Origin of the sequence: Pseudomonas caspiana (genome assembly GCF_002158995.1) — a bacterium.
Classification (GTDB): domain Bacteria; phylum Pseudomonadota; class Gammaproteobacteria; order Pseudomonadales; family Pseudomonadaceae; genus Aquipseudomonas; species Aquipseudomonas caspiana.
In genome coordinates, this window is sequence record NZ_LOHF01000007.1 from 44,491 (window position 1) to 62,293 (window position 17,803).

At 56.3% G+C, this 17,803-nt stretch carries 15 protein-coding genes and 2 tRNA genes; 1 reads left to right on the plus strand and 16 read right to left on the minus strand.

Features of this window, described 5'->3' with window-relative positions; genetic code table 11:
• Window positions 1-2 precede the first annotated feature (2 nt).
• From rbfA to rlmE, 12 genes are all read right to left on the minus strand, one after another.
• Complete coding sequence (rbfA, locus tag AUC60_RS10490) at window positions 3-416, minus strand: 30S ribosome-binding factor RbfA (protein WP_087266483.1); 414 nt, start codon at window positions 414-416, stop codon at window positions 3-5.
• Window positions 417-577: 161 nt separating this feature from the next.
• A complete protein-coding gene (infB, locus tag AUC60_RS10495; protein WP_087266485.1) occupies window positions 578-3,094 on the minus strand; it encodes a translation initiation factor IF-2 in 2,517 nt (838 codons plus the stop codon).
• A 27-nt stretch (window positions 3,095-3,121) separates the two neighbouring features.
• Complete coding sequence (gene nusA, locus AUC60_RS10500) at window positions 3,122-4,603, minus strand: transcription termination factor NusA (RefSeq protein ID WP_087266486.1); 1,482 nt, start codon at window positions 4,601-4,603, stop codon at window positions 3,122-3,124.
• 59 nt (window positions 4,604-4,662) lie between these two features.
• Window positions 4,663-5,121, minus strand: coding sequence for a ribosome maturation factor RimP (gene rimP / locus AUC60_RS10505; protein ID WP_158099111.1), 459 nt, complete (start codon window positions 5,119-5,121; stop codon window positions 4,663-4,665).
• A 138-nt stretch (window positions 5,122-5,259) separates the two neighbouring features.
• A tRNA-Met gene (locus AUC60_RS10510) sits at window positions 5,260-5,336 on the minus strand.
• A gap of 96 nt (window positions 5,337-5,432) precedes the next feature.
• Window positions 5,433-5,518: transfer RNA gene (locus AUC60_RS10515), tRNA-Leu, on the minus strand.
• Window positions 5,519-5,561: 43 nt separating this feature from the next.
• A complete protein-coding gene (gene secG / locus AUC60_RS10520; RefSeq protein WP_087266489.1) occupies window positions 5,562-5,942 on the minus strand; it encodes a preprotein translocase subunit SecG in 381 nt (126 codons plus the stop codon).
• Window positions 5,943-5,946: 4 nt separating this feature from the next.
• Window positions 5,947-6,702 carry a triose-phosphate isomerase gene (tpiA, locus tag AUC60_RS10525; protein WP_087266491.1) on the minus strand — a complete coding sequence of 252 codons (756 nt, stop codon included), beginning with the start codon at window positions 6,700-6,702 and terminating at the stop codon, window positions 5,947-5,949.
• A gap of 66 nt (window positions 6,703-6,768) precedes the next feature.
• Entirely contained in the window at window positions 6,769-8,106 is a 1,338-nt protein-coding gene (glmM, locus tag AUC60_RS10530; RefSeq protein ID WP_167384332.1) for a phosphoglucosamine mutase, read from the minus strand.
• A 19-nt stretch (window positions 8,107-8,125) separates the two neighbouring features.
• Complete coding sequence (folP, locus tag AUC60_RS10535; RefSeq protein WP_087266495.1) at window positions 8,126-8,977, minus strand: dihydropteroate synthase; 852 nt, start codon at window positions 8,975-8,977, stop codon at window positions 8,126-8,128.
• 8 nt (window positions 8,978-8,985) lie between these two features.
• A complete protein-coding gene (gene ftsH, locus AUC60_RS10540) occupies window positions 8,986-10,896 on the minus strand; it encodes an ATP-dependent zinc metalloprotease FtsH (protein ID WP_087266497.1) in 1,911 nt (636 codons plus the stop codon).
• Between the two features lie 199 nt (window positions 10,897-11,095).
• Window positions 11,096-11,746: a 23S rRNA (uridine(2552)-2'-O)-methyltransferase RlmE gene (rlmE, locus tag AUC60_RS10545; protein ID WP_037015133.1), complete on the minus strand. Its 651-nt coding sequence runs from the start codon at window positions 11,744-11,746 to the stop codon at window positions 11,096-11,098.
• A gap of 104 nt (window positions 11,747-11,850) precedes the next feature.
• Between rlmE and AUC60_RS10550 the strand changes: the two genes are divergently transcribed.
• Window positions 11,851-12,159, plus strand: coding sequence for a YhbY family RNA-binding protein (locus AUC60_RS10550; RefSeq protein WP_027900317.1), 309 nt, complete (start codon window positions 11,851-11,853; stop codon window positions 12,157-12,159).
• Window positions 12,160-12,180: 21 nt separating this feature from the next.
• Here AUC60_RS10550 and AUC60_RS10555 read toward each other — a convergent pair whose 3' ends face one another.
• The 4 genes from AUC60_RS10555 to carA form a co-directional block, all read right to left on the minus strand.
• Window positions 12,181-12,624, minus strand: coding sequence for an MFS transporter (locus tag AUC60_RS10555; protein ID WP_238599554.1), 444 nt, complete (start codon window positions 12,622-12,624; stop codon window positions 12,181-12,183).
• Entirely contained in the window at window positions 12,602-13,078 is a 477-nt protein-coding gene (gene greA, locus AUC60_RS10560; protein ID WP_087266499.1) for a transcription elongation factor GreA, read from the minus strand. The genes AUC60_RS10555 and greA overlap by 23 nt, the downstream gene beginning before the upstream one ends.
• Window positions 13,075-16,296: a carbamoyl-phosphate synthase large subunit gene (gene carB, locus AUC60_RS10565; protein WP_087266501.1), complete on the minus strand. Its 3,222-nt coding sequence runs from the start codon at window positions 16,294-16,296 to the stop codon at window positions 13,075-13,077. Before carB ends, greA begins: the two co-directional genes overlap by 4 nt.
• 130 nt (window positions 16,297-16,426) lie before the next feature.
• Window positions 16,427-17,563 (minus strand): glutamine-hydrolyzing carbamoyl-phosphate synthase small subunit, encoded by a 1,137-nt coding sequence (gene carA / locus AUC60_RS10570; protein WP_087266503.1) that lies wholly within the window; start codon window positions 17,561-17,563, stop codon window positions 16,427-16,429.
• Window positions 17,564-17,803 lie beyond the last annotated feature (240 nt).

A 17,803-nucleotide genomic window follows, 5' to 3' on the forward strand; every position in this document is an offset into this window, starting at 1 on the left:
CCTTATTCCTCGTTGCTTTCTGGCTTGGTGCTTTGCGGCGCGTCACCGGCATGCTGACCGTCTTCGGCGACAGCGCGCTCGATCAGTGCCGACAGGTGCGCACCACGGACGACGCTTTCGTCATAGTGGAAGTGCAACTGAGGCACGCTGCGCAGCTTCATTTCACGGGCCAGTTGCATACGCAGGAAGCCAGCAGCGGAGTTCAGCACTTTGATGGTCTGCGAGATTTCTTCGGCACTGTCCTGACCCATGACGGTCATGAAGATCTTGGCATGACCCACATCACGACTGACATCAACAGCGGTGATGGTGACCAGACCGACACGCGGGTCCTTGATTTCGCGACGGATCAGTTGAGCCAGCTCACGCTGCATCTGATCGCCAATGCGTTGGGTACGGCTATATTCTTTTGCCATGGTTTTGCTACCTGATACTGACCGGGGGCGAAACCCTCGCGGTCTGAAAGCGGCAAACGCCCGGCCTGACAGATGTCGGACCGGGCGTTGCGTGTTGAGCCCATGACAGGGTCTGCGGCATTTGCATGCGAAGACCTGCCATGGCTCCTATATCTCGCGACTTAGAGGCTGCGAGCCACTTGGACCTTCTCGAAGACTTCGATCTTGTCACCGACTTTGACGTCGTTGTAGCTCTTGACGCCAATACCGCATTCCATGCCGGCACGAACTTCGGAAGCGTCATCCTTGAAGCGACGCAGGGATTCCAGCTCGCCTTCGAAGATAACGATGTCTTCACGCAGTACGCGAATCGGACGGTTACGGAAGACAACGCCTTCGATAACCATGCAACCAGCGATCGCGCCAAACTTCGGCGAACGGAACACGTCACGTACTTCAGCAACACCGAGGATATTTTCCCGAACGTCGCTGCCAAGCATACCGGTGAGGGCTTTCTTGACGTCTTCGATGATGTCGTAGATCACGTTGTAGTAACGCATATCCAGACCTTCCTGCTCGACGATCTTGCGAGCGCCAGCATCGGCACGCACGTTGAAGCCGAACAGTACAGCGTTGGAAGCCAGCGCCAGGTTAGCGTCGCTCTCGGTGATACCACCGACACCGCCGCCGACTACGCGCACTTGCACTTCGTCGTTACCCAGGCCGTTCAATGCGCCCTGCAGAGCTTCCAGAGAACCACGGACGTCGGATTTGAGGACGATGTTAAGCGTCTTCTTCTCTTCCTGCCCCATGTTCTCGAAGATGTTCTCCAGCTTGCCAGCGTGAGCACGGGCGAGTTTGACTTCGCGGAACTTGCCTTGACGGAACAGAGCCACTTCACGGGCTTTCTTCTCGTCGGCAACTACGCTCATCTCGTCACCAGCGTCCGGTGTACCGTCCAGGCCGAGAATCTCGACCGGAATGGCTGGACCTGCTTCCTTGATTGGCTTGCCGTTCTCGTCGAGCATGGCGCGAACGCGGCCATAGTTCGAACCAACCAGCACCATGTCGCCCTGACGCAGCGTACCGTCCTGAACCAGAACAGTAGCGACCGGACCACGGCCCTTGTCGAGACGCGACTCAACAACAACACCACGGCCAGGAGCCGAAGGTGTTGCAGTCAGTTCCAGGACTTCAGCCTGCAACAGAACTGCTTCGAGCAGGTCGTCAACACCGGTACCCATCTTCGCGGAGACCGAAACGAACGGCGTTTCACCGCCCCACTCTTCGGAGGTCACGCCGTGAACCGACAGTTCACTGCGGATGCGGTCCAGGTCAGCGCCCGGCTTGTCGATCTTGTTCACTGCGACAACCAGTGGAACACCGGCAGCCTTGGCGTGTTGCACGGCTTCGATGGTCTGTGGCATCACGCCGTCATCAGCAGCAACGACCAGAATCACGATGTCAGTCGCCTTGGCACCACGAGCACGCATTGCGGTAAACGCGGCGTGACCCGGGGTATCGAGGAAGGTAACCATGCCGCGTTCGGTTTCAACGTGGTAAGCACCGATGTGCTGAGTAATGCCACCCGCTTCGCCAGCAGCAACCTTGGCACGGCGGATGTAGTCGAGCAGGGAAGTCTTACCGTGGTCAACGTGGCCCATTACGGTCACAACCGGAGCACGGGAGAACGTTTCACCTTCGAACTTCAACGATTCTGCCAGGGAGTCTTCCAGGGCAGTGTCGCTGACCAGGGTCACTTTGTGGCCCAGCTCTTCAGCAACCAGTTGAGCAGTTTCCTGATCCAGAACCTGGTTGATGGTGGCAGGAGTGCCCAGCTTGAACATGAACTTGATGATCTCAGCTGCCTTGACCGACATTTGTTGTGCCAGGTCGCCGACAGTGATGGTCTCACCGATTTTCACGTCACGAACCACAGGGCCGGTAGGGCTCTGGAAACCGTGAGCATTACGCTTCTTCAGCTTGGCCTTGCCACGACCACCACGACGGAAGCCATCGCTTTCTTCATCAGTGGTACGCGGAGCAACGCGTGGCGCTGGAGCTTTCTCTTTAACAGAGGCGCGATGCGGAGCGTTCTTGCGATCGCCATCACCACCACGAGCGTTGCGATCATCGCTACGCGGTTTGTCCGGACGACGCTGTTCGTCACGTTTGCGTACTTCAGCAACCGGAGCTGGAGCAGGGGCAGCAACAGGTGCTTCCTGAACAGGTTCGGCAACCGGCGCTGGCGCTGCTGCTTCAGAAGCAACGGCGGCAGGAGCTGAAGGCTGATTACGCGCTTCTTCTTCGGCGCGGCGCTTGGCTTCTTCTTCAGCCTTTTGACGTGCAGCATTTTCTACGGCGCGACGTTCATCAAGCTCGCGCTTGCGCTCGGCCTCGATTTCTTCCGGGCTGCGCTGCACGAATACTTTCTTCTTGCGTACTTCAACGCTGATGCTTTTGCTGCCAGCAACACGCAGGGTGCTGGTGGTTTTACGCTGCAGCGTGATCTTGCGTGGTTCTTCCACTTTCGCCTTGTGGCTGCTTTTCAAGTGAGTCAGCAACGATTGCTTCTCACTTTCAGTCACTTTTTCTTCGGCGGCGGTGTGCGGCAGACCTGCCTCACGCATCTGCTGCAACAGGCGCTCTACCGGTGTTTTGACCTCATCGGCCAGTTGTTTCACCGTGACTTGCGTCATGCACTTCTCTCCTCAGGCCGCGCCTAATTACTCGAACCAGTGGGCTCGGGCGGCCATGATCAACTTGCCGGCACGAATATCATCAATGCCGTCGATGTCGAGCAGATCGTCAATAGACTGCTCGGCCAGGTCTTCGCGGGTAATTACGCCGCGCACCGCCAGTTCCATCGCCAAATCCTTGTCCATACCCTCAAGTGAGAGCAGGTCTTCGGCCGGATGGGCGTCTGCCAGCTTTTCCTCTGTAGCGATGGCTTTGGTCAACAAACGATCCTTGGCCCGAGCACGAAGCTCGTTGACGGTTTCCTCGTCAAAGCCGTCGATGTTGAGCATCTCCTCCACCGGTACATAGGCAATCTCTTCCAGGCTGGTGAAGCCTTCATCTACCAGCACTTGCGCCAGATCTTCGTCGACTTCCAGCTCGTCGATGAAGTTGCGCAGGATGTCGCCGGTTTCTGCTTGCTGCTTGGCCTGGATGTCCGATTCGGTCATCACGTTCAGGGTCCAGCCAGTCAACTGGCTAGCCAAACGCACGTTCTGACCGCCACGACCAATGGCCTGCGCCAGGTTGTCGGCACCGACCGCGATGTCCATTGCATGGGCGTCTTCATCAACAATGATTGCCGCCACTTCAGCAGGGGACATCGCGTTGATGACGAACTGAGCCGGATTGTCGTCCCACAGGACGATATCCACTCGCTCGCCACCCAGTTCGCCCGAAACAGCCTGAACTCGCGAACCACGCATGCCGATACAGGCGCCTTGCGGGTCGATTCGTTTGTCCTTGGAGCGAACAGCGATTTTTGCACGCGAACCCGGGTCACGAGAGGCAGCCATCACCTCGATCAGACCTTCAGCGATTTCCGGCACTTCAATGCGGAAAAGCTCGATCAGCATCTCTGGCGCCGTACGCGACAGGATCAGCTGCGGACCACGGTTTTCTGTGCGAATTTCCTTCAGCAGCGCCCGCAGACGGACACCTACACGGAAGGTTTCGCGGGAAATAATGTCTTCACGAGCCAACAGCGCTTCGGCGTTGTTACCCAGGTCAACGATGACGTTGTCACGCGTGACCTTCTTGACAGTGCCGGAGATGATTTCGCCCAATCGTTCACGATAGGCGTCAACCACTTGCGCACGCTCGGCTTCACGAACTTTCTGCACAATGACTTGCTTGGCAGTCTGCGCCGCGATGCGACCGAACTCGATGGATTCGATTTTTTCTTCGATCAGGTCACCGGCTACAGCGCCCGGCTTCTTTTCTTGAGCCTGATCGACAGCCAGCTCGTATGCCGGATCGTCAAGATCTTCGTCTTCGACCACTGTCCAGCGACGGAAAGTCTCGTAGTTACCCGTGTGACGGTTGATCTCTACACGCAGCTCAACCTCATCTTCAAAGCGTTTTTTTGTAGCTGTGGCCAAGGCCAACTCTAGCGCTTCAAAAATCACATCTGCCGGAACGCCCTTTTCATTGGACACCGACTCAACAACCAGCAGTACTTCTTTGCTCATCGTACGCCTCGCCTTTCGCAAGCCATTGGATCCGCGGGATCCGCAGTATTTGGCACGTATCAGTCAAACGTGGGAATAATGTTGGCCTTGTCGATCATATCGATCGGCAACAGGAACTCATGGTCTTCTACCTGCACCACAACATCCTGCTCTTCTACACCGCGCAGAAGGCCCTGAAAATTGCGTCGACCTTCGAAAGGCGAGCGCAGCTTGATCTTCACTTGTTCACCGGCAAATTTTGCAAACTGATCAATAGTGAACAGTGGGCGTTCCATGCCAGGCGAGGAAACTTCGAGGGTGTATTCAACGGAGATGGGATCTTCAACATCAAGAACACCGCTGATCTGACGGCTCACGATGGCGCAATCGTCCACCAGCACACCGCCCTCTTTATCAATATAAACGCGCAACATTGAGTGGCGACCTTGAGCCGAAAACTCAATACCCCAGCATTCATAGCCTAGGGCCACGACCACCGGGGCCAGCAAGGCCTGCAACTCTTCTAGCTTGCTCGACACCTGAACCCCCTCGTGCATGTATGTGCATGCTATGCAAAATAAAAAAATGGGCGAAACGCCCATCCTTGAAACGCCGTCGAACAGCGGCGTTGAAAGTGTCCAGCTAACAAAAAGCCCCTTAAAAGGGGCTCCTTAAACTGGTTGCGGGGGCCGGATTTGAACCGACGACCTTCGGGTTATGAGCCCGACGAGCTACCAGACTGCTCCACCCCGCGACAAAGCTGGGGCGGAAGTATACGACCGATCCCTTACAGGGTCAATGTAACCTTCCACCTACAAGAAAGCCCGCAACAGCGGGCTCTCCTGATAATTGGTACCGAGAAGGGGACTCGAACCCCTACACCCTATGGGCACAACCACCTCAAGGTTGCGTGTCTACCAATTCCACCACCTCGGCAATACATCTTTGGCAGCCTCAAACTTCACTGCCTGTTGAAACCTTACTTCTGCTCTGGAGCTTGAGGTACGTCAGCTGGAACAGCGGCTGGCTTTTGCCCTTCGAGCACCGGAACATCATCTGCTGCCGGTTTTTGCTTCATTTCCATTACTGCTGGATCTGGCAAACCTTCCTGAGTCAGCTCGTGAGCTTTCTCTTTAGCAAAGTAACCTAACCCCAAGCTGGTTATGAAAAAAGCTGCGGCGAGTATACCAGTAAACTTACTAAGAAAGGTAGAGGAACCTTGGCTTCCGAAGACAGTATTTGATGCACCTGCTCCGAAAGACGCGCCAGCGTCCGCACCCTTACCCTGCTGCAGCAATACCAGGACAACAACGCCCAGAGCGGCCAGCAGATGAAAAACGACTACGACTGTTTCCAGCATTTTTTCAGTTTCCCGCGGCGCGAATAATCGCACCGAACTCAGCTGCATTCAGGGAGGCACCACCAATGAGCCCCCCATCGATATCCGGCATGCCGAACAGTTCGACCGCATTGGCCGCCTTCACGCTGCCGCCATAAAGAAGTCGCACGCCTTGTGCGACCTCAGCATTCTCTTTCGCCAACTGCGCACGAATAGCTGCGTGCACGTCCTGCGCCTGTTGAGGCGAAGCGGTCAGCCCGGTACCAATGGCCCAGACTGGCTCGTAAGCGATTACTGCATTCGCGAGAGCATTGATGCCCAGCGCTACGATGACGCTGTCGAGCTGTTGCCCGACCACTTCAAGCGTTTTGCCAGCTTCACGCTCTTCGAGAGTTTCGCCGATACACAGCACCGGCGTAAGGCCGCTTGCCTGAGCTGCAGCGAACTTGCGAATCAGAACATCGTCGCTCTCGCCCATAATCTGGCGGCGCTCCGAATGACCCACAAGTACCAGCTTGCAACCTGCATCGGCCAATTGACTCGGCGACACCTCACCGGTCAAAGCACCCTGCCCTGCTTCGTGCGCGCAGTTCTGCGCACCCACAGAAATTGACTTGCCTTGCAAACCCTCGACTACAAGGTTCACGTGCAGGCTCGACGGAAACACCGCCACATCAACACCGCCAGGGAGGACCTGCTCTGCAAGGCCCTCGATCAGCTCAGCGACGCTGGCGCGGGTACCGTGCATCTTCCAGTTACCAGCTACCATAGGGCGACGCATGCTGTACCTCGTCGGTCAAAGTGGGCGCAGATGTTACCCAACAGTTTCAACACTGGCAAGCCGAAATCAGGCGCAAACTTCAGCAACCAGTTTTGCGAGCTCATCCGCGTAACCGCGAACCTGCACTTCGTCCTCACCTTCAACCATCACGCGAACCAGTGGCTCGGTCCCGGACTTGCGCAACAACACCCGACCGCGACCCTCCATGGCGGCCGTTACACGGTCGCAAGCTTCTTTGACGGCAGGATGCGTGACAGGGTCGACACCACCCGAAAACCGGACGTTGACCAACACCTGCGGACACTTGCGAAGCGCTTGGCGCGCCTGGGCAAGACTCTCGTCATTGCGGCGCAAAGCAAGTATCACTTGCAGAGCAGCAATGATCGCGTCACCCGTGGTGGTGTGCTGGAAGCAAACCACGTGCCCCGAGTTCTCGCCACCAATCTGCCAATTACGCTCCAGCAGCTCGGCGATCACATAGCGGTCACCCACATTGGCGCGCACAAACGGGATGTTCAGATCAGCCAACGCCAGCTCAAGCCCGAGATTGCTCATCAAGGTTCCGACGACACCACCTTGCAGGCGACCCCGCGCGTGAAGATCACGAGCAATGATAAACAACAGCTCATCACCGTCCACAACAGCGCCAGTGTGATCAACCATCAAGACCCGGTCGCCATCGCCATCAAAACCGATACCGAGGTCTGCATGCTCAGCCAGGACCGCAGCCTGCAGCGCCCCCATATGAGTGGAGCCGCAGTTTTCATTGATATTCAGACCGTCAGGCTGGGCCGACAAAACGGTGACCTGCGCCCCAAGCTCGCGAAAAACGTTTGGCGCGACCTTGTAAGTAGCGCCATGAGCACAGTCGATCACCACCTTCAGGCCAGCGAAATCAGTACTGGTCGGCACGCTGCTTTTACAAAATTCGATATAACGGCCGGCAGCGTCATTGATACGCGAAACCTTGCCCAGCTTTTCCGACTCGACGACTGTCATTGGCGCGTCGAGCAACTCCTCGATCATCAACTCGATCTCGTCAGGCAGCTTCGTCCCCTGACCAGAGAAAAATTTGATGCCGTTGTCGTAGTGCGGATTATGCGACGCGCTGATAACGATGCCGGCCTCCGCATGGAAAGTACGGGTCAGGTAAGCAATTGCGGGCGTAGGCATTGGCCCCAACAGCATGACGTCGGCACCGGCAGCAGAAAGACCCGCCTCAAGTGCAGACTCGAACATATAACCAGAAATACGCGTGTCCTTGCCTACCAGAATGCGGCACGCACCAAGACGCCGAAACGCCATGCCCGCCGCCCAACCGAGTTTCAGCATGAATTCGGGAGTGATAGGGAATTGCCCCACTCGACCACGAATGCCGTCGGTTCCGAAGTATTTCTTGGTAATCATGGATGCTCCAATATTCTTATTGCGCCGCTTCGACCGCGGCAATCATCCGCACGACATCAACCGTTTCGGCGACGTCATGCACACGTAGAATTCTTGCGCCCTTGGTCATCGCCAATGCAGCGAGAGCAAGACCACCAAACAGACGCTCGCCAACCGGACGCCCCAACGCACCACCAATCATGCTCTTGCGCGATACGCCAACCAAGAGTGGACGGCCTAGCGCATGCAGTTCCTGCATGTGCTTGAACAAGCTCAGGTTGTGATCAAGGCTCTTGGCAAAGCCAAAACCCGGATCGAGGATAATGCGCTCTTCAGGAATGCCAGCAGCACTGCAACGCCCCATCTGCTCGCGCAAAAAGGCGCCAACTTCCCGGACCAGATCGTCGTACCGAGGATCATCCTGCATATCACCCGGCTCGCCACGCATGTGCATCAAGCACACTGGCAGCCCGGTGGCAGCCGCTGCATCCAAGGCACCATCACGACGCAACGAGCGAACGTCATTGATCAAACCTGCACCCAGTCGGGCAGTTTCACGAATGACAGCCGGCGTGGAGGTATCCACAGAGATGATGACGTCCAGCTCACGACTCACAGCCTCTACGACAGGGGCCACGCGTTCGAGCTCTTCGATGGGTGAAACTGCGCGCGCCCCGGGACGAGTGGACTCGCCACCCACATCAATCAGCGTAGCCCCCGCAGCAACCATCGCTTCGGCATGCCGCAGAGCAGCATCGAGATGGGTGTAGCGACCACCATCGGAGAAGGAATCGGGAGTTGCGTTGAGGATGCCCATAACATGCGTACGGGACAAATCAAGAACCCGGTTGCCGCAAGGCAACCGGGTTGGGTACAGCACAGAGTTCATGTCAGGCCTTAGTGTTCAGCAGCAGGGCCACCGATCGGGGCTTCCGGACGAACATCCGGAGGTGTCACCGGAGTACCAGGGGTACCCGAGCCACCTTCCCAATCGCGCGGCTCGCGCGGAGTACGGCCTGCCATAATATCGTCGATCTGCTCGGCATCAATCGTTTCGTATTTCATCAACGCATCTGCCATCGCGTCTAGCTTTTCACGATTGTCGGTGAGGATCTGTTTGGCAGTGCCGTAGCACTGATCAATGATGCTGCGCACCTCGGAGTCGATCAAACGAGAGGTATCAGCCGACAAACCGCTGCTGGTACCACCGCCACCACGACCCAGGTAGCCTTGATCTTCGTCTTCACCGTACAGAAGAGGACCCAGTTTCTCCGAAAGGCCCCACTTGGTCACCATGTTCCGGGCAATCTGACTGGCCCGCATGATGTCGTTGGAAGCGCCGGTGGTGACACCGTCAAAGCCAAGGGTCATTTCTTCAGCAATCCGACCGCCGTACAACGAGCAGATCTGGCTGATGAGAGCACGCTTGGACAGGCTGTAACGATCTTCCTCAGGGAGGAACATGGTCACACCCAGGGCACGACCACGTGGAATGATCGAAACCTTGTAAACCGGATCATGCTCTGGCACCACACGACCCACGATCGCGTGACCCGCTTCGTGATAAGCCGTATTGCGCTTCTCTTTCTCGGACATGACCATGGATTTGCGCTCAGCGCCCATCATGATTTTGTCTTTGGCGAGCTCAAACTCTTTCATCTCAACGATGCGCTTACCGGTACGGGCAGCGAACAGCGATGCTTCGTTGACCAAGTTGGCAAGATCGGCACCGGAGAAGCCTGGCGTACCACGAGCAATCACACCCGCATTTACGTCATCGCCCATTGGTACTTTACGCATGTGAACCTTGAGGATCTGCTCACGACCACGAATGTCTGGCAAACCGACCACAACCTGGCGGTCAAAACGACCAGGACGCAACAGAGCCGGGTCAAGCACGTCAGGACGGTTGGTGGCGGCAATGACGATGATGCCGTCATTCATTTCGAAACCATCCATCTCTACCAGCAACTGGTTGAGAGTCTGCTCACGCTCGTCGTGACCACCGCCCATGCCAGCACCACGATGGCGACCTACAGCGTCGATTTCGTCGATGAAGATGATGCACGGAGCGTGTTTCTTGGCTTGCTCGAACATGTCGCGAACACGGCTTGCACCGACACCCACGAACATTTCAACGAAGTCAGAGCCGGAAATCGTGAAGAACGGTACTTTCGCTTCGCCTGCAATCGCTTTCGCCAGCAAGGTCTTACCGGTACCTGGCGGACCAACCATCAGCACACCGCGAGGGATACGACCGCCCAGGCGCTGGAACTTGCCCGGATCGCGAAGGAACTCAACCAGCTCACCCACTTCTTCCTTGGCTTCGTCGCAACCCGCAACGTCAGCCAAAGTGGTCTTGACCTGATCTTCGGAGAGCAGGCGTGCCTTGCTCTTGCCGAAGCTCATCGGGCCACCTTTGCCTCCCGCGCCACCTTGCATCTGGCGCATGAAGAACATGAACACGGCAATAATAACCAGAATCGGGAAGCTGGCTACCAGCAACTGGGTCCAGATGCTTTGCTGCTCTGGCTGCTTGCCTTCAACAACCACGTTGTTGTTGACCAGATCACCAATCAGACCATTGTCCTGGATTGCCGGACGAATGGTTTTGAAGGTATCGCCATCGCTGCGCTTGCCCGTGATGACGTAGCCATCCACTGCAACTTTCTCGACCTTGCCATCCTTGACCTGCTGGATGAACTCGGAATAGTTGAGGGTCTGCGGCTCGTTAGGGCTGGAGAAGTTGTTCATCACCGTCACAAGGACAGCCGCGATGATCAACCACAGGATCAAATTCTTTGCCATATCGTTCAATTAGCTACCCTCTGAAGCAAGCTCCACGCAGAGCGTGCCTCGCATGATATTCACCGGCCTAACTTACTACAGAACCTACAGATGTGGCAGGCGCCGTCTGTAACCCTTTGTGAAACTTTGACTACACGATGCTCGGTGATGCTGCATCGACATGGCCATTTAAAAAAAACTATCGCCGCATCTCAAAGAATCAAAGACGCTCATCACTCGCCGAGCCTTCAATGCCGCGAAAGCCACGCCCCAATAAATACTGCTCACGGGAGCGATCACGCGAAGACAACGGCTTGCGCATCTGGACCTTATCGAACAGCTTGCGAATGTCCTTGTGGTACACGTCAAAGCCTTCACCCTGGAAAACCTTGATCAAAAAATCACCACCTGGACGCAAAACCCGCCCGGCAAGATCGAGTGCCAACTCGCAAAGGAACATTGCGCGGGGCATGTCGACAGCGCTCAGTCCACTCATATTGGGGGCCATATCTGAAATCACAAGGTCTACCTGTGTATTACCGACAGCTTCCAGAATTTGTGCCAGCACTGCATCCTCAGTGAAATCCCCTTGAATAAAGGTGACATCAGGGATGCTGTCCATTTCAAGAATGTCGGATGCAATCAAACGACCTTGACCACCAATCAGACGACTGGTCACCTGAGACCAACCTCCGGGTGCCGCACCGAGGTCGATTACGGTCATGCCAGGACGGATGATTTTGTCCTTTTCCTGAATCTCGAGCAGCTTGTAGCTGGCTCGTGAACGATAGCCGTCCTTTTGCGCCATTTTGACGTATTTGTCGTCGAAGTGTTCTTTAAGCCAGTTATGACTTGTCTTGGAACGGGCCACAGGGCACCTCAAAAATAATCGAGTCGTGATTAAGTGGGCGGTCCCGGACTCGCTCGGGTAAACTGGCCGCCGCTTTTTACAAGATCAGACGCAGAGGTCAGATTATGCCGCTCACTCAAGAGCAGAAGAAACAGTACAAATCCATTGGCCACCACCTGAAACCGGTATTGATCGTGGCTGACAATGGTTTGACCGAAGGTGTGCTCGCCGAACTGGAGCGCGCACTGAGCGATCACGAGCTGATCAAGATCAAACTCAACATCCTGGACCGCGAAAGCCGCCTTCAAGCCATTGCCGAACTGTGCAAGGCCGGATCTGCGGATCTTGTGCAGGTCATCGGCAAGATGGCGCTGATCTACCGCAAGAACCCAAAGGTAAACAAGCAGCTCTCCAACGTCCACCGCGCAGTTTGATACAAACAGACCAGGGCCGCCTCAGCGCGCCCTGGTGCTGCTCCCCGGCGCAGGTTGCAAGACCAGCAGCAAACCGGACATTCCCAACGCCAGATAACTCAGCAACTGCCAGCTCACCGCATCCGGTAACCAGAACCGCATGCCGAAATAGCTGATTGCCGACAGTATTGCGACGAACAGCAATTGTCCGCGCAAGTCCCGCCAAATATCTGCAAACCTTTCAACACCGAGCAATACTGCCAGTTGCAGGATTGCACATGACATCGCAACCCCCACCAGCAATGCACCGGACTGACCGGTGAGCTCATTGATCAACAACGGCGCCAGACCGGTTTGGTCCAGCACCGCCAGCAAAGCCAAATGCAGCAAAACCATGCCGCCGACCCAAAACGTCTGGGCCAGCTGCCAGATCAGTGTGCCCGCTGAAAACGGGCGACCTGATTCAAATGTGGCGGACTTCAACAATCTCGTACTCGATAACGCCACCCGGCGTCTTCACGGCAACTACATCGCCCTCTTCCTTGGCAATCAAGGCACGGGCCAATGGTGAACCTACCGAAATCTTGCCGAGTTTAAAGTCAGCCTCATCCTCACCCACAATGTGGTAAGTGACGCGCTCATCCGTCTCGACGTTGGCGATTTCCACGGTCGTGCCGAAAATTACTTTGCCGGTGTGAGGGATGGTCGTGACATCAATGACGACCTGATTCTGAATCCGGCCTTCAATGTCACGAATCCGCGCCTCAACCATACCCTGCTGCTCACGGGCAGCGTGGTACTCGGCGTTTTCCTTCAGGTCACCCAGTTCGCGAGCGGTGCCAATGTCCTGGCTGAGCTTTGGACGGACGACCTTGGTCAGGTGAGTCAGTTCTTCCTCCAGGGCTTTCGCGCCCTGGACTGTCATTGGGTATTTGATCATGCCTTCAATCCTGCATGTAGATCCTGCAAGCGACGCACGGTCTTTTCCGGACCGAATTTCAGCGCTTCGCAGATAGCCTCGCCCGCAGCAATCGTAGTGGTGCAGTAGATTTTGTGCTGTAGGGCATTGCGACGAATGGAGTAAGAATCAGCGATCGACTGACGACCTTCGGTCGTGTTGATGATCAGCGTGACTTCGTCATTCTTGATCATGTCGACCACGTGCGGACGACCTTCGGTAACTTTGTTGACGCGACGCACCTTCAGGCCTGCGGCTTCAATAAGTTTGGCAGTGCCGGCCGTGGCAACGATCTCGAAACCGAGGTTGATCAGGTCTCGCGCAACGCCAGCCACCAAAGGCTTGTCGTCGTCACGCACACTGATAAACGCAGTGCCGCCAGTTGGCAGTACTTCGCTGGCACCCATCTGGGCTTTGGCGAATGCTTCTCCGAAGGTATCACCCACACCCATCACTTCACCGGTCGACTTCATCTCTGGGCCAAGGATCGGGTCAACGCCAGGGAATTTGGCGAATGGGAACACCGCCTCTTTCACGCTGTAGAAGTTCGGGATGATTTCTTTGGTGAAGTTCAGCTCTTTCAGGGTCTTACCAGCCATGACGCGAGCAGCGATCATTGCCAGGGAAACACCGATGCATTTGGAAACGAACGGCACGGTACGCGAGGCACGCGGGTTCACTTCAATGACGTAGATGTCTTCACCCTGCAACGCCAACTGCACGTTCATCAGGCCGACTACGCCCAACTCCAGAGCCATTTTCTTGACCTGCTCGCGCATTTCGTCCTGGATATGAGCCGGGAGCGAGTACGGAGGCAGGGAGCAAGCCGAGTCACCGGAGTGAACACCCGCCTGTTCAATGTGCTGCATGATCGCGCCGATCACCACGTCAGTACCGTCGCATACTGCATCGACGTCCATTTCAATGGCGCAATTCAGGAAGTGGTCCAGCAGCACCGGGCTGTCATTGGATACTTGAACCGCTTCGCGCAGGTAGCGCTTGAGCTCGTCTTCCTGATAAACGATTTCCATCGCACGGCCGCCCAATACGTAGGACGGACGAACAACCAGCGGATAACCGATCTTGGCAGCAGCGCGAATCGCTTCGTCTTCGCTACGCACGGTGGCGTTTGGCGGCTGACGCAGGTTCAGACGCTCAACCATTTGCTGGAAGCGCTCACGATCTTCTGCACGGTCAATAGCGTCAGGGCTGGTGCCGATGATTGGTACGCCGGCCGCTTCAAGGGCGCGAGCCAGTTTCAGAGGGGTCTGGCCGCCGTACTGAACGATGACGCCTTTAGGCTTCTCGACGCGGACGATTTCCAGCACGTCTTCCAGGGTCACTGGTTCGAAGTACAGGCGATCAGAAGTGTCGTAGTCGGTAGACACGGTTTCCGGGTTGCAGTTGACCATGATGGTCTCGTACCCGTCTTCGCGCAGGGCCAGAGCCGCATGCACACAGCAGTAGTCGAACTCGATACCCTGGCCGATACGGTTAGGACCGCCACCCAGGATCATGATTTTGTCGCGACCCGTCGGTGCAGCTTCGCACTCTTCTTCGTACGTCGAGTACAGGTAAGCAGTGTCGGTCGCGAACTCGGCTGCGCAGGTGTCGACGCGCTTGTAGACCGGGAACACTTCCAGCTTGTGGCGATGAGTGCGCAGGTTCTTCTCGGTAACACCCAGCAGTTTGGCCAGACGCGCATCGGAGAAGCCTTTACGCTTGAGGCGGAACATCAGGCTGTGATCAATGGCAGACAGCCCCAGAGTCTTGACCTTCTCTTCTTCCTTGATCAGGTCTTCGATCTGCACCAGGAACCAAGGATCGATCATGTTCATGGCGAAGATTTCTTCGACGGTCATGCCCGCGCGGAAAGCATCAGCCACGTACCAGATACGCTCAGCACCCGGAACGGTCAGCTCACGCTTGAGGGTGCTCATGCTTTCCGGATTGCTCAGGTCCAGCTTTGGATCAAGACCGCAGACACCGACTTCCAGGCCACGCAGAGCTTTCTGCAGGGATTCCTGGAAGGTGCGGCCGATTGCCATGACTTCACCGACCGACTTCATCTGCGTGGTCAGGCGAGCGTCAGCCTTGGAGAACTTCTCGAAGGCAAAGCGTGGCAGCTTGGTAACAACGTAGTCGATCGAAGGCTCGAAAGACGCTGGAGTCTTGCCGCCGGTGATTTCGTTTTGCAGTTCGTCGAGGGTGTAACCGATAGCCAGTTTGGCGGCGACGCGAGCAATCGGGAAACCCGTCGCTTTCGAAGCCAGTGCCGAGGAACGCGATACACGCGGGTTCATCTCGATCACAACCATACGGCCAGTGTTCGGGCAGATGCCGAACTGAACGTTGGAGCCGCCGGTTTCAACACCGATCTCACGCAGTACCGCCAACGAGGCGTTACGCATGATCTGGTATTCCTTGTCGGTCAGCGTCTGCGCTGGCGCAACAGTGATCGAGTCACCGGTGTGCACACCCATCGGGTCAAAGTTCTCGATGGAGCAGACGATGATGCAGTTGTCCTTTTTGTCACGGACAACTTCCATTTCATATTCTTTCCAGCCGATCAGCGATTCGTCGATCAGCAGTTCCTTGGTCGGCGACAGGTCCAGACCACGGGTGCAGATTTCCTCGAACTCTTCACGGTTGTAAGCGATACCGCCACCGGTGCCGCCCATGGTGAAGGACGGACGGATGATGCAAGGGAAGCCCAGCTTCTCGAGCACGGCATTGGCTTCTTCCATGGAGTGGGCGATACCCGAGCGCGGGCAGTCCAGACCGATGGATTTCATGGCTTTGTCGAAACGCGAGCGGTCTTCAGCCTTGTCGATGGTGTCGGCATTGGCGCCGATCATCTCAACGCCAAACTTGGCCAGAACGCCTTCACGCTCCAGATCCAGCGCGCAGTTCAGAGCAGTCTGACCACCCATGGTTGGCAGCACGGCGTCTGGACGCTCTTTTTCGATGATCTTGGCAACGGTCTGCCATTTGATCGGTTCGATGTAGGTCGCGTCGGCCATCGCCGGGTCGGTCATGATGGTCGCTGGGTTGGAGTTCACCAGAATGACGCGATAACCCTCTTCGCGCAGGGCTTTACAAGCCTGAGCGCCAGAGTAGTCGAATTCACAGGCCTGACCGATCACGATAGGACCGGCGCCGAGAATCAGGATGCTTTTAATGTCTGTACGTTTTGGCATGGTTTGTCACTCAAATCCGTAGGTCAGTCGGCAAGCCGTCTTGAACTTCTTTGCAGCGGCTGGGCGGTCTTCGCCGGACGTTTGCCCAGGTCCAGCCCAGCGCTGCGCGTTACATTCTCAAGGCAACCGTTCAGCGTCGCTTGGCCATGGTTTCGATGAAGCGATCAAACAGCGGAGCCACGTCAGTCGGGCCCGGGCTTGCTTCAGGGTGACCCTGAAAGCTGAACGCATCCTTATCGGTACGCTCGATGCCTTGGAGGCTGCCGTCGAACAGCGACTTGTGGATCGCACGAACGTTGGCCGGCAGTGTTGCCTCATCCACCGCAAAACCGTGGTTCTGGCTAGTGATCATCACTACGCCGGTGTCCAGGTCCTGTACCGGGTGGTTGGCACCGTGGTGACCGTGACCCATTTTCACCGTCTTGGCACCGGATGCCAGAGCCAACAGTTGGTGGCCGAGGCAGATACCGAATACCGGAATGTCGGTTTCCAGCACTTCCTTGATCGCCTGAATGGCATAGTCGCAAGGCTCAGGGTCGCCAGGGCCGTTGGACAGGAATACACCGTCAGGCTTATAGGCGAGTACTTCACTGGCTGGCGTTTGAGCCGGAACGACGGTTACGCGGCAGCCGCGCTCGACCAGCATGCGCAGGATGTTGACCTTGACGCCGTAATCATAGGCTACGACGTGGTACGGCAATTCGGATGCGGCAATTTCAGGGCAGGTGTCGGTCTTCAAGGACCAGACGCTGGAGCGCCACTCGTAGGATTCCTTGACGCTGACAACTTTCGCCAGGTCCATGCCTTTCAGGCCCGGGAAGCCGCGCGCTGCGGCGATGGCTGCTTCTTCGGAAATGTTGTCACCGGCCATGATGCAGCCGTTCTGTGCGCCTTTCTCACGCAGGATGCGGGTCAGGCGACGGGTGTCGATCCCAGCGATTGCCACAACATTGTTGGCTTTCAGGTAATCATCCAGCGACATCTTGTTACGCCAGTTGCTGGCAACCAGCGGCAGATCACGAATGACCAGACCAGCAGACCAGACGCGATCAGACTCAGCGTCTTCAGGTGTAGTGCCGGTGTTACCGATATGCGGGTAAGTCAGAGTAACGATTTGCTGGGCATAGGAAGGATCGGTAAGGATTTCCTGATAGCCGGTCATGGCAGTGTTAAACACTACCTCACCAACGGTTTGACCGTCGGCTCCAATGGCTTCGCCGCGAAAAATGCTGCCATCAGCAAGGGCGAGTATGGCTGGCTTAGTCAAGAAGACCTCCCGTAAGTAAAGCCTGAAAGGGCATTCGCAGGTTGCAAAAAAGCGGAATGACGTAGTTACGTCACCCCGCTTTCTTATAGAATCATCTGCGCGCTTTTAGTGGACACACTAAAGCTGTAGCTTACAGAAAAAGGCTTTTTTGGTCTACCGCCAATGAGGCGAAATGACGAGGGAATGCGACAGAAGTTCCCTGGAAAGGATAAAACAGAGGCGCAACACCCTTAACTCTAG

What these genes read in the sequence shown, in the direction of transcription:
- rbfA (WP_087266483.1), bottom strand. Translation starts at nt 416, where the DNA reads ATGGCAAAAGAATATAGCCGTACCCAACGCATTGGCGATCAGATGCAG.
- infB (WP_087266485.1), bottom strand. Translation starts at nt 3,094, where the DNA reads ATGACGCAAGTCACGGTGAAACAACTGGCCGATGAGGTCAAAACACCG.
- nusA (WP_087266486.1), bottom strand. Translation starts at nt 4,603, where the DNA reads ATGAGCAAAGAAGTACTGCTGGTTGTTGAGTCGGTGTCCAATGAAAAG.
- secG (WP_087266489.1), bottom strand. Translation starts at nt 5,942, where the DNA reads ATGCTGGAAACAGTCGTAGTCGTTTTTCATCTGCTGGCCGCTCTGGGC.
- tpiA (WP_087266491.1), bottom strand. Translation starts at nt 6,702, where the DNA reads ATGCGTCGCCCTATGGTAGCTGGTAACTGGAAGATGCACGGTACCCGC.
- folP (WP_087266495.1), bottom strand. Translation starts at nt 8,977, where the DNA reads ATGAACTCTGTGCTGTACCCAACCCGGTTGCCTTGCGGCAACCGGGTT.
- ftsH (WP_087266497.1), bottom strand. Translation starts at nt 10,896, where the DNA reads ATGGCAAAGAATTTGATCCTGTGGTTGATCATCGCGGCTGTCCTTGTG.
- AUC60_RS10550 (WP_027900317.1), top strand. Translation starts at nt 11,851, where the DNA reads ATGCCGCTCACTCAAGAGCAGAAGAAACAGTACAAATCCATTGGCCAC.
- greA (WP_087266499.1), bottom strand. Translation starts at nt 13,078, where the DNA reads ATGATCAAATACCCAATGACAGTCCAGGGCGCGAAAGCCCTGGAGGAA.
- carB (WP_087266501.1), bottom strand. Translation starts at nt 16,296, where the DNA reads ATGCCAAAACGTACAGACATTAAAAGCATCCTGATTCTCGGCGCCGGT.